12 protein-coding genes are annotated in these 15,795 nt (G+C 70.9%); 7 read left to right on the forward strand and 5 right to left on the reverse strand.

Going from position 1 to position 15,795, the window contains the following annotated elements; translation table 11 throughout:
- Window positions 1–153 precede the first annotated feature (153 nt).
- The gene (locus BLQ76_RS05705) at window positions 154–2,520 is read left to right on the forward strand and encodes a bifunctional diguanylate cyclase/phosphodiesterase (RefSeq protein WP_090670274.1); all 2,367 of its coding nucleotides are present in this window, start codon (window positions 154–156) and stop codon (window positions 2,518–2,520) included.
- A 20-nt stretch (window positions 2,521–2,540) separates the two neighbouring features.
- On the opposite strand, the gene BLQ76_RS05710 is transcribed toward BLQ76_RS05705, so the two are convergent.
- The 3 genes from BLQ76_RS05710 to BLQ76_RS05720 all read right to left on the reverse strand — a co-directional run bounded on the left by BLQ76_RS05710 (window position 2,541) and on the right by BLQ76_RS05720 (window position 7,813).
- The gene (locus tag BLQ76_RS05710) at window positions 2,541–4,529 is read right to left on the reverse strand and encodes a hybrid sensor histidine kinase/response regulator (RefSeq protein ID WP_244519491.1); all 1,989 of its coding nucleotides are present in this window, start codon (window positions 4,527–4,529) and stop codon (window positions 2,541–2,543) included.
- A gap of 93 nt (window positions 4,530–4,622) precedes the next feature.
- Entirely contained in the window at window positions 4,623–5,969 is a 1,347-nt protein-coding gene (locus BLQ76_RS05715) for a sigma-54-dependent transcriptional regulator (RefSeq protein WP_090670276.1), read from the reverse strand.
- The gene (locus tag BLQ76_RS05720) at window positions 5,966–7,813 is read right to left on the reverse strand and encodes a sensor histidine kinase (protein WP_090670278.1); all 1,848 of its coding nucleotides are present in this window, start codon (window positions 7,811–7,813) and stop codon (window positions 5,966–5,968) included. The genes BLQ76_RS05715 and BLQ76_RS05720 overlap by 4 nt, the downstream gene beginning before the upstream one ends.
- Before the next feature lie 226 nt (window positions 7,814–8,039).
- Here BLQ76_RS05720 and BLQ76_RS05725 point away from each other — a divergent pair, with 226 nt between their 5' ends.
- Window positions 8,040–9,386, forward strand: a complete 1,347-nt coding sequence (locus tag BLQ76_RS05725; RefSeq protein WP_425285136.1) for a dicarboxylate/amino acid:cation symporter — start codon at window positions 8,040–8,042, stop codon at window positions 9,384–9,386.
- 60 nt (window positions 9,387–9,446) lie between these two features.
- On the opposite strand, the gene BLQ76_RS05730 is transcribed toward BLQ76_RS05725, so the two are convergent.
- Window positions 9,447–10,349 carry a LysR family transcriptional regulator gene (locus BLQ76_RS05730; RefSeq protein ID WP_090671357.1) on the reverse strand — a complete coding sequence of 301 codons (903 nt, stop codon included), beginning with the start codon at window positions 10,347–10,349 and terminating at the stop codon, window positions 9,447–9,449.
- Between the two features lie 139 nt (window positions 10,350–10,488).
- On the opposite strand from BLQ76_RS05730, the gene BLQ76_RS05735 reads away from it, so the two are divergent.
- The 4 genes from BLQ76_RS05735 (at window position 10,489) to BLQ76_RS05750 (ending at window position 14,076) form a co-directional block, all read left to right on the forward strand.
- Window positions 10,489–11,439 (forward strand): ring-cleaving dioxygenase, encoded by a 951-nt coding sequence (locus BLQ76_RS05735; protein WP_090670280.1) that lies wholly within the window; start codon window positions 10,489–10,491, stop codon window positions 11,437–11,439.
- A 63-nt stretch (window positions 11,440–11,502) separates the two neighbouring features.
- Window positions 11,503–12,129, forward strand: a complete 627-nt coding sequence (locus tag BLQ76_RS05740; RefSeq protein ID WP_090670282.1) for an alpha/beta hydrolase — start codon at window positions 11,503–11,505, stop codon at window positions 12,127–12,129.
- Between the two features lie 112 nt (window positions 12,130–12,241).
- Window positions 12,242–12,445, forward strand: coding sequence for a hypothetical protein (locus BLQ76_RS05745; protein WP_090670284.1), 204 nt, complete (start codon window positions 12,242–12,244; stop codon window positions 12,443–12,445).
- Window positions 12,446–12,588: 143 nt separating this feature from the next.
- Window positions 12,589–14,076, forward strand: coding sequence for an MDR family MFS transporter (locus BLQ76_RS05750; RefSeq protein WP_090670286.1), 1,488 nt, complete (start codon window positions 12,589–12,591; stop codon window positions 14,074–14,076).
- Here the strand turns inward: BLQ76_RS05750 and BLQ76_RS05755 are convergent.
- Window positions 14,073–14,795: a copper homeostasis protein CutC gene (locus BLQ76_RS05755; RefSeq protein ID WP_090670288.1), complete on the reverse strand. Its 723-nt coding sequence runs from the start codon at window positions 14,793–14,795 to the stop codon at window positions 14,073–14,075. The genes BLQ76_RS05750 and BLQ76_RS05755 overlap by 4 nt on opposite strands.
- A gap of 90 nt (window positions 14,796–14,885) precedes the next feature.
- Between BLQ76_RS05755 and BLQ76_RS05760 the strand changes: the two genes are divergently transcribed.
- Entirely contained in the window at window positions 14,886–15,791 is a 906-nt protein-coding gene (locus BLQ76_RS05760) for an ROK family protein (protein ID WP_090670290.1), read from the forward strand.
- Window positions 15,792–15,795: the final 4 nt, after the last annotated feature.

The raw sequence follows: 15,795 nt of genomic DNA on the forward strand, positions 1-15,795 counted from the left end.
CCGACCGTTCGCGCCCATACTACGCCGCTTGGTGCCGGACGGGAAATCCGATCTGCGCAAGAATAAGGCCGACCGATCATCGAGCGGGCTTACCTTTGGTCAACCACGCTTTTGAAGGGCTTGGTTACCTCGCTCGTTTAGCCTTCAGCCGTCATGATTGCCCCGCTCATCTCCCTGGCCGCCGACCATTCCTTTGGTTTCGTCGCGGCCGCGCTCGCCATCTGCCTCGTCGGCGGCTGGCTTCTGGCCGACATCATGCGCACGGCCGGCGGGACACGCGCACGCTACCAGCGGCTCTGGCTGCCGGGGCTGGCTCTGGTCGCGGGCGTCACGGTCTGGACCACGCATTTCATCGCGATGCTGGGCTACCGGCCTGATCTGCTGCTCGGCTTCGACGGGGCGACCACGCTCCTGTCGGCGCTGGCGGCGATCGTGGCGGTCGGCGTGCCGCTCGCCCTGTCGGTCCGTGTCGAGCGCCCGGCCGCGCGCGCCGGGCTCGGCGCCGTGGCTGGGCTCGGCATCGGGGCGATGCACCAGACCGGCATGGCCGCGATCGAGGGGTGCCTGCACGAGACGCCGATCGCCACGGGCCTCGCCGCCGCCACGCTGGGTGCGGCCTGCCTGGCGCTCGCACGCGGCCGGCCCGCGATCGGGCGCTCACGCTGGCAGACCTGCGCGTTGTTCACGTTGGCGGTGACCGGCGTTCACTTCGTCTCGCTGGCCGGCACGACGCTGACCGCAACCGGCGATGTGCCGGCGAGCGCGGACCACGGCATCCTTCTCAGCCTCTTCACCGCGATCGGCGCGGCGGTGCTGTTTCTCGGGGCCTTCGTCACGATTCTCGCTGCCAAGCGATTCGACGCGCAGGAACGCGCCCATTCGGCGATCCTGTCGACCGCGCTCGAGAACATGTCGAACGGGCTTCTGTACTTCGACGAGCTCAGCCGCCTGCAGCTCTTCAATCAGCGCTACGCCGAGATCTTCGAGGTCGATGCCGCCATCTTTCGCCTCGGCATGTCGCCGGGCGAGCTGATCGGCGCGATCGGCGACGCGAAGGGCTGGACGCCCGAGCGGCGAAGGCTTGCCTGCAGCCGGGCCGAAGACTGGATGAGCGGAACCCATCAGACGGTCTTCGACTACGTGATGGACACCGGCCGCACCATGGAGATCGAGCTTCGACCGGTGGCGACGGGCGGCGTGGTGATGACCTTCGACGACGTCACGAAGGACAGGGAAGCGCAGCGGCGCATCGCCGAGCTCGTGTTCCAGGACCCGTTGACCCGGCTTGCCAACCGGCGCGCGTTGCAGCAGCGCATGGAGGAGAACTTCCACCCCAAGCAGCGCTTCCAGCTCCTCATGGTGGATCTCGATCGGTTCAAGGCCGTCAACGACACCTACGGCCATGGGGCGGGCGACGCGCTTCTGGTGCAGGTCTCGCAGCGCCTCGTGACGGTTGTCGGCGCGGACGGCTTCGTCGCGCGGCTGGGCGGCGACGAACTGGCGGTTCTCCTGCACGAGGAGCCGGGGCGCGCCGTCGAGATCGCGACGCGCATCGTCGAAGCCGTCGCGCGGCCCTTCGTGGTCGATGGGTTCAGCGTCTCGATCGGGTGCAGCATCGGGCTCTGCGGCTCGGCCGACGCGCGTGACGCGACGGAGCTGATGCAGCGGGCCGACATCGCCCTCTACGAGAGCAAGCGGCGTGGCCGGGGACGCGTGTCCAGCTATCGGACCGGCATGCTGGAAGCGGTGGCCGAGCAGCAGATGCTCGAGAACGACCTGCGTACCGCCGCCGAGCGCGGCCAGTTCCATCTCGTCTACCAGCCGATCCTGGCGCTCGGCGAGAACCAGGTGGTCGGTCGCGAGGCCCTGCTGCGCTGGGAGCATCCGCTGCAGGGCGTGATCGAGCCGGCGCGCTTCATCCCGCTGGCCGAGGAAACCGACCAGATGATCGAGATCGGGCGCTGGGTCCTCGACGAGGCCTGCCGCCAGGCCGCGTTCTGGGGCGACGGGGCGAGCGTGTGCGTGAACGTCTCGGCGGTGCAACTGCGCTCGCCGGTCTTCCTCGCCCATCTCACGCAGGCGCTCAACCGCAGCGGACTGCCGGCCTCGCGCCTCGAGATCGACATCACGGAGACGGCGGTCGTGGAGGATGGGGCCCAGGTCTCCGGCATCCTTCAGGCCATCCGGCGGTTGGGCGTCCGCGTGGCGATGGACGATTTCGGCACCGGCAACTCGTCGCTCGCGCATCTGCGCGACATTCCGCTCGACCGCATCAAGATCGACCCCGCCTTCGTGTCCACCGCCGACACCGACCGTCACTCGCTGGCGGTGCTGCGCGGCATGACCCAGATCGCGCGCGACATGCGGATTGAGATCCTGGCGGAAGGCGTCGAGACGCCGGCGCAGCTGGAGCTTGTCCGGATGATCGGATGCGATATGGCGCAAGGCTTCCTGATCGGCCGACCCGAGCGTTTGGACGCCGGAGTCGGGGCGCTCACCCGCCGCGCGCCGGCGGCGTAAAATCGGCTGCGCGACCCCGCCTACTGCGTTACCGCCCGGACGTTCGAGGCGACCTCGCTCAAGCTGACCAGGCCCTTGGTCATCACGCGGTCGGCCCCCTCCAGGCGCGTGCGCTCCTCGCGCGTCAGGCTGCGGGCCGACAGGACGATCACGGGAATGTCGCGGTGCTCGGGACGGCTGCGCAGGGCGTCCAGGAAGCTGAAGCCGTCCATCACCGGCATGGTGAGGTCGAGCAGGATGACGCGCGGGCGCGCCGCTTCGACGCGGTCCAGCGCCTCGCGGCCGTTGCCGGCCTCCGACACGCTCCAACCGTCGCGCTCCAGCGCATGCCGCAGCCGCTCGCGCGCGTCCTCGTCGTCGTCCACCACCAGGACGTCGCCGGCCTCCTCGCGAAACCGGTCCATGACGAGCCGGAAGCTGTCCCATTGCACCGGTTTGGCGACGTAGTCCGAGGCTCCGAGCGAGGAGGCGAGCGCCCGCTCGCTGACGAAGGTCACCATGATCACGGGGATCTCGGCGAGCTCGGGATCGGCCTTGAGGCGCGCGAGCACGGTCCACCCGTCCATGCCGGGCATCATGACGTCGAGGAGGATGGCGCGCGGGCGCATCTCCTTGGCCATGGCCAAGCCCGTCTGCCCGTCCGGCGCGGTGATCGCGGCAAAGCCCTCGCGCGCCAGGAAGCGCGTCATCAGCTCGCGCTGCGCCGTGTCGTCGTCGATCACGAGAACCGTATGGCGGCCCGCGGTGTCGGTGCCCTGCGGCAGCTGGGCGGCTCCGGGCGCCGCGTCGCGGTCGGTGGTGTCCGGCAGCTGTGCGGGGACCGTGAGCCGGAAGGTGCTGCCCTCGCCGGGTCGGCTCTCGACCGAGACGTGACCGCCCAGCATCTCGCTGAACGCCTTGGTCAGCGACAGGCCGAGACCCGTTCCCCCGAAGCGGCGCGTGGTGGAGGCGTCGGCCTGCGCAAAGCGCTGGAACAAGCGCTCCAGCTGCTCGGGCGTCATGCCGATCCCGGTATCGGAGACCGAAAAGACGAGCGTGCCGCCCAGGCGCTCGGCGCGCAACGTGATCGTGCCCGCTTGCGTGAACTTGGCGGCGTTGCTGAGGAGGTTCAGGAGCACTTGGCGCAGCTTGGTGATGTCGCTGTGCATGGTGCCGACCTCGCCGGCCAGCTCGATCTCCAGCCGGTTGTCCTTCTTCTCGGCCAGGGCCCGGGCCGTGGCTGCGACGTCCGCGACGATCTCGGCGACGTCGAAGGTCTCCGCATACAGATCCATCTTGCCGCTCTCGACCTTCGAGAGGTCGAGCACGTCGTTGATCAGGCCGAGAAGATGGCGCGCGTTGCTCTCGATCTTGCGGATGTCGCGCACGAGGTCACCCGCCACCGCACCCTCCTCGGCCTCCTCGATCAGCATCTCGCTGTAGCCGATGATGGCGGAGAGCGGCGTGCGCAGCTCGTGGCTCATGTTGGCGAGGAACTGCGACTTGGCGAGGTTCGCCTCCTCGGCGGCCTGCAGCGCCTCCATCTTGGCGCGCTCGGCCAGGATCTGCGAGGTCGTCTCGTTGCAGGCGCCGAACAGGCCCGCCACCTCACCGTCATCGCCGTAGACCGGCGTGTAGGAGAAGGCGAAATGCGCCTCCTCGAGACGGCCGTTGCGCTCCACCTGCAGGGCGATATCGTCGTAGTGGACGGATCCGCCGGCGAAGACGCGGTCCACCAACGGTCCGATCTCGTCCCAGATCTCGCCCCAGGTTTCGCGGAAGCGCTGCCCGAAGGCGGTCGGATGCTTGCTCTGGAGGAGGGCGATATAGGGATCGTTGTAGAGCATGATCCCGTTCTCGCGTCCCCAGGCGAGAAACATCGGCTGGCGCGAGGCGAGCATCAGGGAGACCATGGTCTTGAGCGGCCTCGGCCATCCGGCCGGCGGGCCCAACGGCGTCGCTGTCCAGTCGGCCGAGCGCATGCGGTCCGCCATCTCGCCCTCGCCGCTCAGAAATCGCGCGCTCGTCATGATGGGCATCTCCGGAAGGCGGACGAGCCGCCGACGGCGCCCGAACCGGTTCAAGGTTGGGCTCTTGCCCCCGCGATCAAGGGCGTGTGAGCGTCACGCCTCGAAGGAGCGGCGGTCGATGCCGTGGCGCTGGAGCTTGTCGTAGAAGGTCTTGCGCGGCAGGCCGAGTGCCTCCAGCGAGGCGCGCACCTCGCCCCGGTGCCGGCGCAGCGTCTCGCGGATCGCCTCGCCCTCGAAGCGCTCCACCCGCTCCGCGAGCGAGCCGCCGACGTCCAGAGCGGGCTCCGCGCTCTCGGCTTCCTCGTCGAGGCCGAGGGCGACGCGCTCGGCATAATGCGAGAGTTCGCGCACGTTGCCGGGCCAGTCGTGCTCGGCGAGCGTTCGCCGCACGCTCGCGCCGACCTCGGGCACGGGACGCGCGAAGCGCCGCGCGGCGCGGGCGAGGAAGTGGTGGAAGAGGAGAGGGATGTCGGCGCGCCGCTCGCGCAAGGGCGGGATGCGCAGCGTCACGACGTTGAGCCGGTAGTAGAGGTCCTCGCGAAAGGCGCCGCGCTGCGCGGGATCGCCGAGGTCGACCTTGGCGGCGGCCACCACGCGAAGGTCCAGCTCGCGCCGCTCGTTGGTGCCGAGCGGCTCGACGCTGCGCGTTTCCAGAACCCGGAGCAGGCGAACCTGAAGGGCCGGCGGCATGGATTCGATCTCGTCGAGAAACAGCGTGCCCCCGCTCGCATGCTCGATGCGCCCGACGCGCCGCTTGGCCGCGCCCGTGAAGGCGCCCGCCTCGTAGCCGAAGAGCTCGCTCTCGATCACACTTTCGGGCAGCGCGCCGCAGTTCAACGCCACGAACGGGTGCGACCCCCGCCGGCTCCAGGCATGCAGCAGCGAGGCGACGACCTCCTTGCCCGATCCCGTCTCGCCCTCCACCAGGACATCGACCTGCGTGTCGGCGATCTGGCGCAGCGTCCGGCGCAGGCGCTGGATCACCGGCGTCTCTCCGATCAGGGGCAGGTCCTCGTCCACTGCCGCGGCGGCTTCGCGCAGCCGGCGGTTCTCGAGAACGAGGCCGCGCTTCTCGGCCGCGCGGCGCACGCTCTCCACCAGCCGGTCGGCGGCGAACGGCTTGGCGATGAAGTCGTAGGCCCCTTCCTTCAGCGCGCCCACGGCCAGCTCGACGTCGCCATGGCCCGTGACGAGGATCACCGGCAGGTCGGGGTCGAGCGCGTGAAGGCGACGGAACAGCGCCATGCCATCGGTGCCGGGCATGCGGATGTCGGTGACGACCACGGTCGGCTCGGACTCCGCGACCCGCTCCAGCGCCTCGGCGGCGGATGCGGCGCCCATCGCCACCAACCCGGCCAACGCGAGCGTCTGAAGCGTGGCCGCGCGCAAGTGCGCCTCGTCGTCCACGAACAGGACCCGGGTTTCCATCGCATCGCTCATGGGCGTCCGGCCTCCGGCAGCTCGATCAGGAACGCGGCACCGCCGCCGGGCGCAGGACCGGCCGACAATTGGCCGCCGAACTCGGACACGATGTCCTGCGAGATCACGAGACCGAGGCCGAGACCGTCTGGCTTTGTGGTGGAGAAGGGGGTGAAGAGGCGGTCCATCTGCTCCGGCGACAGGCCCGGTCCGTTGTCGCTCACGCCAAGGCGCACCCGGCCGTCGCCCCGCCCGAGCGTGATCGCGATGCGCGGCGCGGGATGCCCGCGCAGGGCGTCCATCGCGTTGCGCAGGAGATTGACCAGAACCTGCTCGAGCCGCAGCCGGTCCGCCTCCACCGCGAACGACCCTGTCGCATCCGGAGGCACGACCTCGATGCGCTGCTCGGCGAGGCGCGTCGAGAGCATCAGCATCGCACCGTCCACCGCCTCGCGCAGTTCGACCCGCGACCGGCCGCCAGCCGGCCGGCGGGCGATCGAGCGCAGCGTGTCGGTGATCGAGCCGACGCGCTCGGTCAGGCCGACGATGTGGCCGAGGTTCTCGCGCGCGGTCTCGCTCTGCGCGCGCTCCAGGAAGCGCCGGGCATTCTCGGCATAGGCGCGGATCGCGGCAAGCGGCTGGTTGATCTCGTGCGCGACGCCCGCCGTGATCTGGCCGAGCGTCGCCAGACGGTTGGCTTGGGCGAGGTCGTCGCGCAGGCGAATGATGCGGTCCTGTGCCTCGGCGCGCTCGCGCATCTCGCGCTCCAGCTGGCCGTTGGCGCGGGTGAGCTCGGCGGTGCGTGCGGCGACCGCCGCTTCCAGCGCCTGCGCGGTGCGGGCGAGCGCGTCGCGCTTTTCCTGTTCGCGCCGCCGTCTCCGGGCCAGAAGAAAGGCGGCAAGCGCCAGCAGAAGCAGCGTCAGCGCCGTGACGAGCCGCGCCGGAATGCCGGCCGCACGGCGCGCGCCGTCGAGCGGCGACAGGATGTGCAGCCGCCAGCTCTCGGGTCCCCGATCGAGCGGGGCGACGGTCTCGGCGAAGCGGCCCGCTTCGGCGACGGCGCGCAGGCGCCATGTCCCGTCCGCGAGGCGCTCGGCGCCGGGCAGGGGAGACAGGTCGGCATCGGGGAACTGGAGATCGTCGCGCGCGGCGTCCGCCTCCGGTGCCGAAAGCGGCGCGACGGTGTGAAAGCGCCAGGCCGGAACGCTCGTGGCCAGAACCACGCCGCGCGCGTCCGTGACGAAGGTCGGCCGAGTGGTGCGCCCCCAGGCGGCCTCGACGTTGTCGAGCTCGACCTTGGCGACCACGACGCCGAGCGGCGTGTCGCCCTCGTCGACCCGCTGCGAGAGATAAACGCCGGGGCGCCCGCTCACCGTGCCGAGCGCGTACTGCTGGGCCGAGCCGTTTGCGATCGCCTGCGCGTAGTAGCGGCGGAAGCGGTAGTCCGAGCCGACGAAACTGTCGGGCTCGCGGTAGTTGCTCGCGGCCACCGCTCGGCCGTCCCGGTTCAGGAGATAGATGACTTGCGCCTGCGTCTGCTCGGCCAGAAGGCGGAGCTTCTCGTTCACGGCCGAGAGGTTGCCGGCGAGCGGCAGGCGCAGGCTGGCACGAATGCTGCCTTCCTGCGCGAGCACCACCGGCACGGTGCGCTGGCGATCGATCTCGGCCAGCAGCGCGGCCGACGCCAGCGGCCAGGCGGCGCGCCCTTCCTCGACCACCGCCGCGACCGCGCGACGCTCCGCCAAGCGCCCCGCGCCCTCTGTCAAAAGGGCCCCGACGGCAACCAGCATCACGGACGCGACGATCCGGCGAGCCGGAAGCGCTCGCAGGCGAGCGGTTGCGAGCGCGATGGGAGGAGATATCATCTGTGTGGATTATCGCACAACGGTCCGAACTGTCGAGCGGCTGGCCACACAAGCGGGCGCGTCTGTCTGTCTCCGCTCCGTTGGGAGTCCCGGCAATTCGGCATATCTACCCTGCGGGAACCAACTGGCACGCCGTTTGCAACACGGTCCATCAGAGCCCGCGTCCGCCTCGCCGGACGGCTCGTGCCGGCATGCCGGCTCCAAGAACCGCAAAGGGAGGAAGACCATGGCCGCCAGCATGCCCATCCACGCCACCGCCGAGCCGCCGCGGCGCAAGCCGCTCTACGCGCAGCTCTACGTTCAGGTGCTCGTCGCCATCGCCATCGGCATCGCGCTCGGCCACTTCTACCCGTCCTACGGCGAGGCGATGAAGCCGCTCGGCGACGCCTTCATCAAGCTCGTGAAGATGATCATCGCCCCGGTGATCTTCCTGACCATCGTCACCGGCATCGCCGGCATGAGCGACCTCAAGAAGGTCGGCCGCGTCGCCGGCAAGGCGATGGCCTACTTCCTGACCTTCTCGACGCTGGCGCTGATCGTCGGCCTCGTGGTCGCCAACGTCGTGCATCCCGGCGCCGGCCTCAACATCGACCCCGCCTCGCTGGACGGCAAGGCGGTGGCCGACTACGCCACCAAGGCCCACGACCAGACGCTGGTCGGCTTCCTCCAGAACATCATCCCGACCACGATCGTGGGCGCCTTCGCGTCCGGCGACATCCTGCAGGTCCTGTTCTTCTCGGTCCTGTTCGGCATCGCGCTCGGCATGGTCGGCGAGCGCGGCCAGCCGGTGCAGGACTTCCTGCAGGCGGTGGCGGCCCCGATGTTCCGTCTCGTCGCCATCCTGATGAAGGCCGCCCCGGTCGGCGCCTTCGGCGCCATGGCCTTCACGATCGGCAAGTACGGCGTCGGCTCGATCGCCAACCTCGCCATGCTGGTAGGCACCTTCTACCTGACCTCGCTGCTCTTCGTGATCGTGGTGCTCGGCGCGGTCTGCCGCTACAACGGCTTCTCGATCTTCGCGCTCCTGCGCTACATCAAGGAGGAACTCCTCCTGGTGCTCGGCACCTCGTCCTCGGAGGCGGCGCTGCCGACGCTGATGGAGAAGATGGAGCGCGCCGGCGCCAAGAAGTCGGTGGTCGGCCTCGTGATCCCGACCGGCTACTCGTTCAACCTCGACGGCACCAACATCTACATGACGCTGGCCGCGCTGTTCATCGCGCAGGCCACCAACACCGAGCTCACCTGGGGCCAGCAGATCCTGCTTCTCCTCGTCGCCATGCTCTCGTCCAAGGGCGCGGCCGGCATCACGGGCGCGGGCTTCATCACGCTGGCGGCCACGCTCTCGGTGGTGCCGACCGTGCCCGTCGCCGGCATGGCGCTGATTCTAGGCGTCGACCGCTTCATGTCGGAGTGCCGCGCGCTCACCAACCTCGTCGGCAACGCGGTGGCGACGCTGGTCGTGGCGCGCTGGGAGGGCGAACTCGACGAGGCGCAGCTTCACGCCGCGCTCGCCGGCCACGGCCCGGCCCCCGAGTACGACGCGCACGCGCCGGTCCCGGTGCCCGCCGAGTAACGCGTCTCCCGATCGAGCATGAAGAGGCCGGGCCCCAGCGCCCGGCCTTTTCGCGTCCGCTCAAGGCGCCGCCGGCTGCGGCTCCTCGCCCTCGATCAGGGCGCGGCGCTCGCTCATGGCGGTCGCCAGATCGTCGAGCAGGGCGCGCACGCGCGGCGCACGGCGCAGGTCCGCATGGGTCAGAAGCCAGAGGTCGGTCGCGAACTCCGGCTCGGGCGCGCCGAGGCGTCTGAGGCCCGGACGCACGTCGGCGACGAAGCAGGGGAGGTGGCCGACGCCGAGGCCCGCCTCCACCGCCGCCGCCAGCGCCAGCACCGAATCGACGCGGTACGCGAGCCGCGCTTCCGGCACCCTCTCCACCGCCCGGCGCACCACCTTCAGCGCTCCCATCGTCTCGCCGAGCGCCACCCAGTCGCCCCCCGTGTCGCCGCTCCCGTCCCGCGCGCCGTAGAGCGCCCAGGCGATGCGCGCCACCTTGCGGCCCACCAGCGTGTCGGGCGGCCGGTCCGTGGCGCGCACCGCGACATCGGCGTCGCGCCGCGACAGGTTCAGCGCCTGGTTGGCGATCAGGACGTCGAGGCGGATGCGCGGATGGCGCCGGCGGAAACCCGCAAAGGCGGGCGTCAGGAGGTGAAGCAGCAGCGAGTCGTTGGTGGTGAGGCGGATCTCGCCCTCCAACGCCGGCTCGGCGCCCGCCATGCGAAGCGAGGCGGCGTCGATCTCCTGGCCGAGCCGAAGCGCCAGCGCGGTGAGTTCGGCCCCCGCCAGCGTCGGCACGAGGCGCTGCCGGTCGCGCTCGAACAGGGCGAGCCCGGCGGCCGCCTCCGCCTGCCGCAACCGGCGGAACACCGTGGAATGGTCGAGCCGCAGGGCACGGGCCGCGCCCGGAAGCGTGCCCTCCGTCGCGACCGCCCGGATCAGGCGCAGGTCGTCCCAGGAGAGGGCATCGATCGGACTGGCCATGACACGTTCCACCGCGTTGAACGCGGCAATCATGCCATTGCGAAAACGCAATCGCCACCCGCATTCAAATAGCCGGTCATTGCGCATAGCTTTCGGGTCAGGCGATGCCGATGCGGCTCGCACCACACGGAGAAGCGTCATGTCCCAGGGCTTGCACCACGTCACGGCGATCGCCCGCTCGGCGGCGCACAACGTCGACTTCTACACGCGCGTTCTCGGGCTGCGGCTCGTCAAGCGCACCGTGAACTTCGACGATCCCTCGACGCACCACCTCTACTACGGCGACGGCGCCGGCGCGCCGGGCACGGTCCTGACCTTCTTCCCCTGGGAGAACGCGGCCCCCGGCCGGCTCGGCGTCGGGGAAACGCAGGAGACCGTGTTTCGCGTGCCGGAGGGCTCGATCGGCTACTGGACGCACCGCTTCTTGGAGACCGGCGTCGAGCATCAGGCGATCGTGCGCCGCTTCGGCGAGACCGTCCTCTCGTTCCAGGATGGTGACGGGATGCGCATGGCCCTGGTGGCGGTGCCGGGCGCCGAACGCGAGCCCGGCTGGAGCGACGGCGCGGTTCCGTCCGAGCACGCGATCCGCGGCTTCCACTCCGTCAGCCTCCTCCTGGAGGAGGTCGGCGCGACGGGTGCGATCCTCACCGACGTCTTCGGCTTCCGCGAGATCGGCCGCGAGGGCTCGACGACCCGCTTCGCGGTGCCGGACCTCGGCGTCGGCGGGGTGGTCGACATCCGCGCCGTCGGCGGCTTCCTGAAGCCCCGGCCGGGCGCGGGCAGCGTCCACCATATCGCCTTCCGGGCCGCCGACGACGCGGCGGAAGCCGCGATGGTGCGCAGGCTCGCCGAGAACCACGGCATCGCCACCACCGAGCAGAAGGATCGCAACTACTTCCGCTCGGTCTACTTCCGCGAGCCCGGCCACGTCCTGTTCGAGATCGCGACCGATATTCCCGGCTTCGCGGTGGACGAGCCGCTGGAGAGCCTCGGCACGAGCCTGAAGCTTCCCGCGCCCTATGAAGCGCACCGCGCCGAGATCGAGGCGGTGCTGCCCGATCTCGGGCTGGACGGGCGCCGCGCCGCATAGGATGCGATGACATCGCCGGACGGGTCCGCCCGTCCGGTTCGATTCCCAAGACGGACGAGACCCATGATCGAGCTCTCCCACATCCACCGCTTCCAAGCCGGCCGTGGCAGCCACGCCCCGCTTCTTCTTCTGCATGGGACGGGCGGCGACGAGACCGACCTTCTGCCGCTCGGCGAGATGGTCGCGCCGGGTGCGGCGCTCCTGTCGCCGCGCGGACGGGTGCTTGAGAACGGCATGCCGCGCTTCTTCCGTCGCCTGGCGGAGGGCGTATTCGACGAGGCGGACGTGCGCCTGCGCGCGGGCGAACTCCAAGCCTTCGTGGCGGAGGCGCGCGAGGCCTACGGTCTCCCAGCGCCGGTCGCGCTCGGCTTTTCCAACGGCGCCAACATCGCGGCGGCTCTCATGCTCCTTCATCCCGGCACCGTGTCGGGCGCGGTGCTGATCCGCCCCATGGTGCCGCTGCGCGAGCCGCCCACCGCCGACCTCGCTGGCGTGCCCGTGCTCGTCCTGTCCGGTGCGATGGACCCGATCATGCCGGCGGGCGAGGGCGAGCGCCTGGCGCGGCAACTCGAGACGGCGGGCGCGCGCGTCCTGCATCGCACCGTTCCCGCCGGCCACGGGCTGACGCAGATGGACGCCGCGGCGGCGCGCGACTTCCTCGCGTCCCTGGCGCGGCCCACCGCGGCCTGAGACGAGTTTGCTCCAATCATCGCTGCGCGCGCGATGCGCGTTGCGCGCGCAGCGGTCTAGGCCGGCCTCGCGTTTCTCGCAGCAGCGGCGTGCGGGTCGTAGGATGGGCGTCATGACGTCGATCGATCCTGCCTCCGACACCGTTCTGCGCCGCCGTGCACCTCGCCCGCGCCGCGAGACGGTGCGCCGCTGGCGCGACGGTGCGCTGACGCTCGCCGCCTTCGGCCTTGTCGCAGCGCTCGTTTTCGGCACGCTTCCCGCGACACAGCGCGAGGCGGCGTCCTCGCTTCTGGCGGACGCCGCGTCGTCGCGCTGACGCTTCATCGGCCGTCCCGTCTTTTCCCCGACCGGGAAGCGCATTAGTTTGCGCCCCTGACGATCCCCGTCGTCCGGCACGCGGCCGGCGATGGCGACGCCGTTGCCGCGCCCGTCGCGGCCCGATCGATCGGTTCCGTCCGCATGAATGCCGAATCCACCGTCCGCCGCCGGCCGCTGATCCTGGCCGCCGTGATGGCGTCCATGGCCATGATCGCCATCGAGGCGACCATCGTCTCGACCGCCATGCCGCAGATCGCCGGCCAGCTTGGCGACCTCCAGCTCTATGCCTGGGTCTTCTCGTCCTTCCTTCTGACGCAGACCGCGACCACCGTGGTCTTCGGCAAGCTCGCCGACACGTTCGGCCGCAAGCCCGTGCTGCTGTTTGGAATCTTCGTGTTCTTGGTCGGCTCCGTCCTGTGCGGCTTGGCTTGGTCGATGACGAGCCTCATCGCCTTCCGCTTCATTCAGGGCCTGGGGGCGGGCGCGATCCAGCCTGTCGCTCTGACCGTGATCGGCGACCTCTACACGATGGAGGAGCGTGCCAAGATCCAGGGGTTCCTCGCCAGCGTCTGGGGCGTGTCCTCGGTGGTCGGCCCGTTCGCGGGCGGTCTCATCGTCGCCAACCTCAGCTGGGCCTGGGTGTTCTGGATCAACCTGCCGATCGGTGTCCTGGCGGCGGCCGGCTTCTTCCTGTTCCTGCGCGAGGACATGGTGCACGAGCGCCGGCGCGTCGACGCGCTCGGCGCCGGGCTCTTCGCCCTCAGCGTCGCCGCGCTCATGGTAGCGCTGACGGAAGGCGGCACGCAGGACTGGACGGTCGCCGGCATCTCGGCCGCCGTGTTCGGGCTGGCGCTGGTCCTGTTCTTCGCGCAGGAGCGCCGGGCCGCCGACCCGATGATGGACATGCGCCTCTGGTCGCGCCGCTCGATCCTCACCGTCAACGCCGCGACCCTCTTCAGCGGCATGTCGGTGATCGGTCTCACCACCTTCCTTCCCATGTACGTGCAGGGCGTTCTCGGACAGTCGGCACTGGTGGCGGGGTTCACGCTGACCGCGATGGTGCTCGGCTGGCCGGTCGGCGCGACCATCGCCGCACGCAACTTCAAGCGCTTCGGCCTGCGCCCGACGCTGGTCTTCGGCGCCGTCCTCCTCCCGGTCGGCGCGATCGCCTTTCTCGTCCTCAGCCCCGGCATGTCGCCGCTCGTGCCGGCGCTCGGCTCGGTGGTGATGGGCCTCGGCATGGGCTTTTTGAACACCACCGCGATCGTGATGATCCAGGGCAGCGTCGGCTGGAGCGAGCGGGGCGCGGCGACCGCCTCCAACGTGTTCGCGCGGAACCTCGGTTCGACGCTGGGCGCAAGCGCGCTGGGCGCGGTGTTCAGCCTGTCGCTTGCCACCGGCGGCGGCCCGGCGGGCGGCTTCGAGGAGATCCGCCGCCTTCTGGAGCAGGCGGGAACGCTCGCCACCGAAGGGGCGGCGCGCCTGGCGCTGGGCGACTCGCTGCACCTCACCTTCCTCGGTGTCTTCCTGATCGCGCTGGCGACGCTCGGCTTGGCGCTTCTGGTGCCGCGGCCTGCGCCCGCCGCGACCACGGACGCCGCGCCCGAGGCCCTGACGGTGGAGGCCTAGGGCGCGTCGATCGCCGCACGAAGGCGTCGCACCTCGTCCTCGGACGTATCGGCCGGCTCGGCGACGTCGAAGCCCCAGCGCGCCATCTCGGGATCGGAGGGGAGGGGTCGGCGGCCCGAGGCGTGGATCTCGGACGCCCTGGTCTCGCGAAGGAGGGCCGCCGCGTTGCCCGCGCGAACGCCGCTACCCGGCATGACGGCGATCCGTCCCGCCGCCTGCTGTACGAGCCGGGCGAGCATCGGCACGGCGTCCGGCGCGCGCAACGCCCCGCCCGAGGTGAGGACGCGCTCGAAGCCGAGCGAGACGGCCGTCTCCAGCGCCTCGCCGAGATCAGGCGCGAGGTCGAAGGCGCGATGCAACGTCCGACCGAGCCCGTCGGACGCGGCCAGAAGCGCGGATAGAGCATCGCGGTCGAGCCGGCCGTCGGCGTGGTTCGCGCCGAACACGACGCCCGCCAGCCCCGCGCGGCGCACGGCCTCGATCTCCAGGCGCATGGCGTCGAGCTCGGCTGCCGAGTACCGGAACGAGCCGGAGCGCGAACGGATCATGGCGTAGACCGGCACGTCGGCGCGCGCGGCCAGCGCGATCAGGCCGGGCGTCGGCGTCAGGCCGCCGAGCGCCAGGCTCGAGCAGAGCTCGATCCGGTCCGCCCCGCCGCGCAGCGCCGCCGCCAGGCCTTCCGGCGTGTCGACGCAGATTTCCAGAAGGGGGCGGCGCATCGAGGGGCCTCGCGGATGGCACGGGCGGGCGCTTCCCGCTAGGACGGATTTCGTCTCGCCCGATCCGCCGCCCTTGCCCGAAGCCCCGACATGACGCAACCCGCTTCCGCCCGCCGCCTGTGCGCCGATATCGGCGGCTCCTTCATCAAGTTCGCGAGTGTCAATGCGACCGGCGCCCTCGTTGGCGAGCGGCGCGTCGCCACCGCCACCGGCGACTGGCCGGCCTTTGCGGCGAGCCTCGCCGAGCTTTGCGGTGCGGCGCCCGCCACCGTCCCCCTCTGCCTTTCGATTGCGGGCGTCGCCGATCCCGAGAGCGGCGTCGCGACGGTGGCCAACATTCCCTGCATCTCCGGCCGGCGCCTCGGCGCCGAGCTGGAGGCTGAGCTCGGCCGGCCCGTGCGCGTCGCCAACGATGCGGACTGCTTCGTGCTCGCCGAGGCGAGCCGGGGCGCGGCGCAGGGCGCGCGCATCGTCTTCGGCGTGATCCTGGGAAGCGGCGTCGGCGGCGGTCTCGTGGTGGACGGGCGCATTGTGGAAGGGGCGGGGGGCGTCTCAGGCGAATGGGGCCACGGGCCGATCATGGGCCGGCGGCTCGTGGGGACACGCGCGCTGGAGCCGTTCGCTTGCGGCTGCGGGCAGGCCGGATGCCTCGATGCGGTGGGCAGCGCGCGGGGGCTCGAGCGGCTCGACAGCTTCCTGAACGGTGCGCGGCGCACGAGCCTGGCCGTGGTCGAGGCCTGGGACCGGGGCGAGCGCGCGGCAACCGAGGCGGTGGAGCTCTATCTCGACCTCGTGTCGGGACCGCTCGCCATGGTGGTGAACCTGACGGGCGCCGGCGCCGTGCCGGTGGCCGGCGGCCTGTCCAACTCCGATCGCCTCGTGGCGGCGCTGGACGAGGCCGTACGGGCCCGCATCCTGCGGCGCACCGCCGAGCCGCTCGTGGTGCGCTCGGTGCTGGGCGCAGACGCCGGACTGATCGGCGCCTCGCTTCTTTGATTGG

This window comes from Aureimonas jatrophae, assembly GCF_900104035.1.
Lineage (GTDB): Bacteria > Pseudomonadota > Alphaproteobacteria > Rhizobiales > Rhizobiaceae > Aureimonas > Aureimonas jatrophae.

What these genes read in the sequence shown, in the direction of transcription:
- BLQ76_RS05745 (WP_090670284.1), top strand. Translation starts at nt 12,242, where the DNA reads ATGACGTCGATCGATCCTGCCTCCGACACCGTTCTGCGCCGCCGTGCA.
- BLQ76_RS05755 (WP_090670288.1), bottom strand. Translation starts at nt 14,795, where the DNA reads ATGCGCCGCCCCCTTCTGGAAATCTGCGTCGACACGCCGGAAGGCCTG.
- BLQ76_RS05735 (WP_090670280.1), top strand. Translation starts at nt 10,489, where the DNA reads ATGTCCCAGGGCTTGCACCACGTCACGGCGATCGCCCGCTCGGCGGCG.
- BLQ76_RS05750 (WP_090670286.1), top strand. Translation starts at nt 12,589, where the DNA reads ATGAATGCCGAATCCACCGTCCGCCGCCGGCCGCTGATCCTGGCCGCC.
- BLQ76_RS05715 (WP_090670276.1), bottom strand. Translation starts at nt 5,969, where the DNA reads ATGAGCGATGCGATGGAAACCCGGGTCCTGTTCGTGGACGACGAGGCG.
- BLQ76_RS05710 (WP_244519491.1), bottom strand. Translation starts at nt 4,529, where the DNA reads ATGACGAGCGCGCGATTTCTGAGCGGCGAGGGCGAGATGGCGGACCGC.
- BLQ76_RS05730 (WP_090671357.1), bottom strand. Translation starts at nt 10,349, where the DNA reads ATGGCCAGTCCGATCGATGCCCTCTCCTGGGACGACCTGCGCCTGATC.
- BLQ76_RS05760 (WP_090670290.1), top strand. Translation starts at nt 14,886, where the DNA reads ATGACGCAACCCGCTTCCGCCCGCCGCCTGTGCGCCGATATCGGCGGC.
- BLQ76_RS05720 (WP_090670278.1), bottom strand. Translation starts at nt 7,813, where the DNA reads ATGATATCTCCTCCCATCGCGCTCGCAACCGCTCGCCTGCGAGCGCTT.
- BLQ76_RS05725 (WP_425285136.1), top strand. Translation starts at nt 8,040, where the DNA reads ATGGCCGCCAGCATGCCCATCCACGCCACCGCCGAGCCGCCGCGGCGC.
- BLQ76_RS05740 (WP_090670282.1), top strand. Translation starts at nt 11,503, where the DNA reads ATGATCGAGCTCTCCCACATCCACCGCTTCCAAGCCGGCCGTGGCAGC.
- BLQ76_RS05705 (WP_090670274.1), top strand. Translation starts at nt 154, where the DNA reads ATGATTGCCCCGCTCATCTCCCTGGCCGCCGACCATTCCTTTGGTTTC.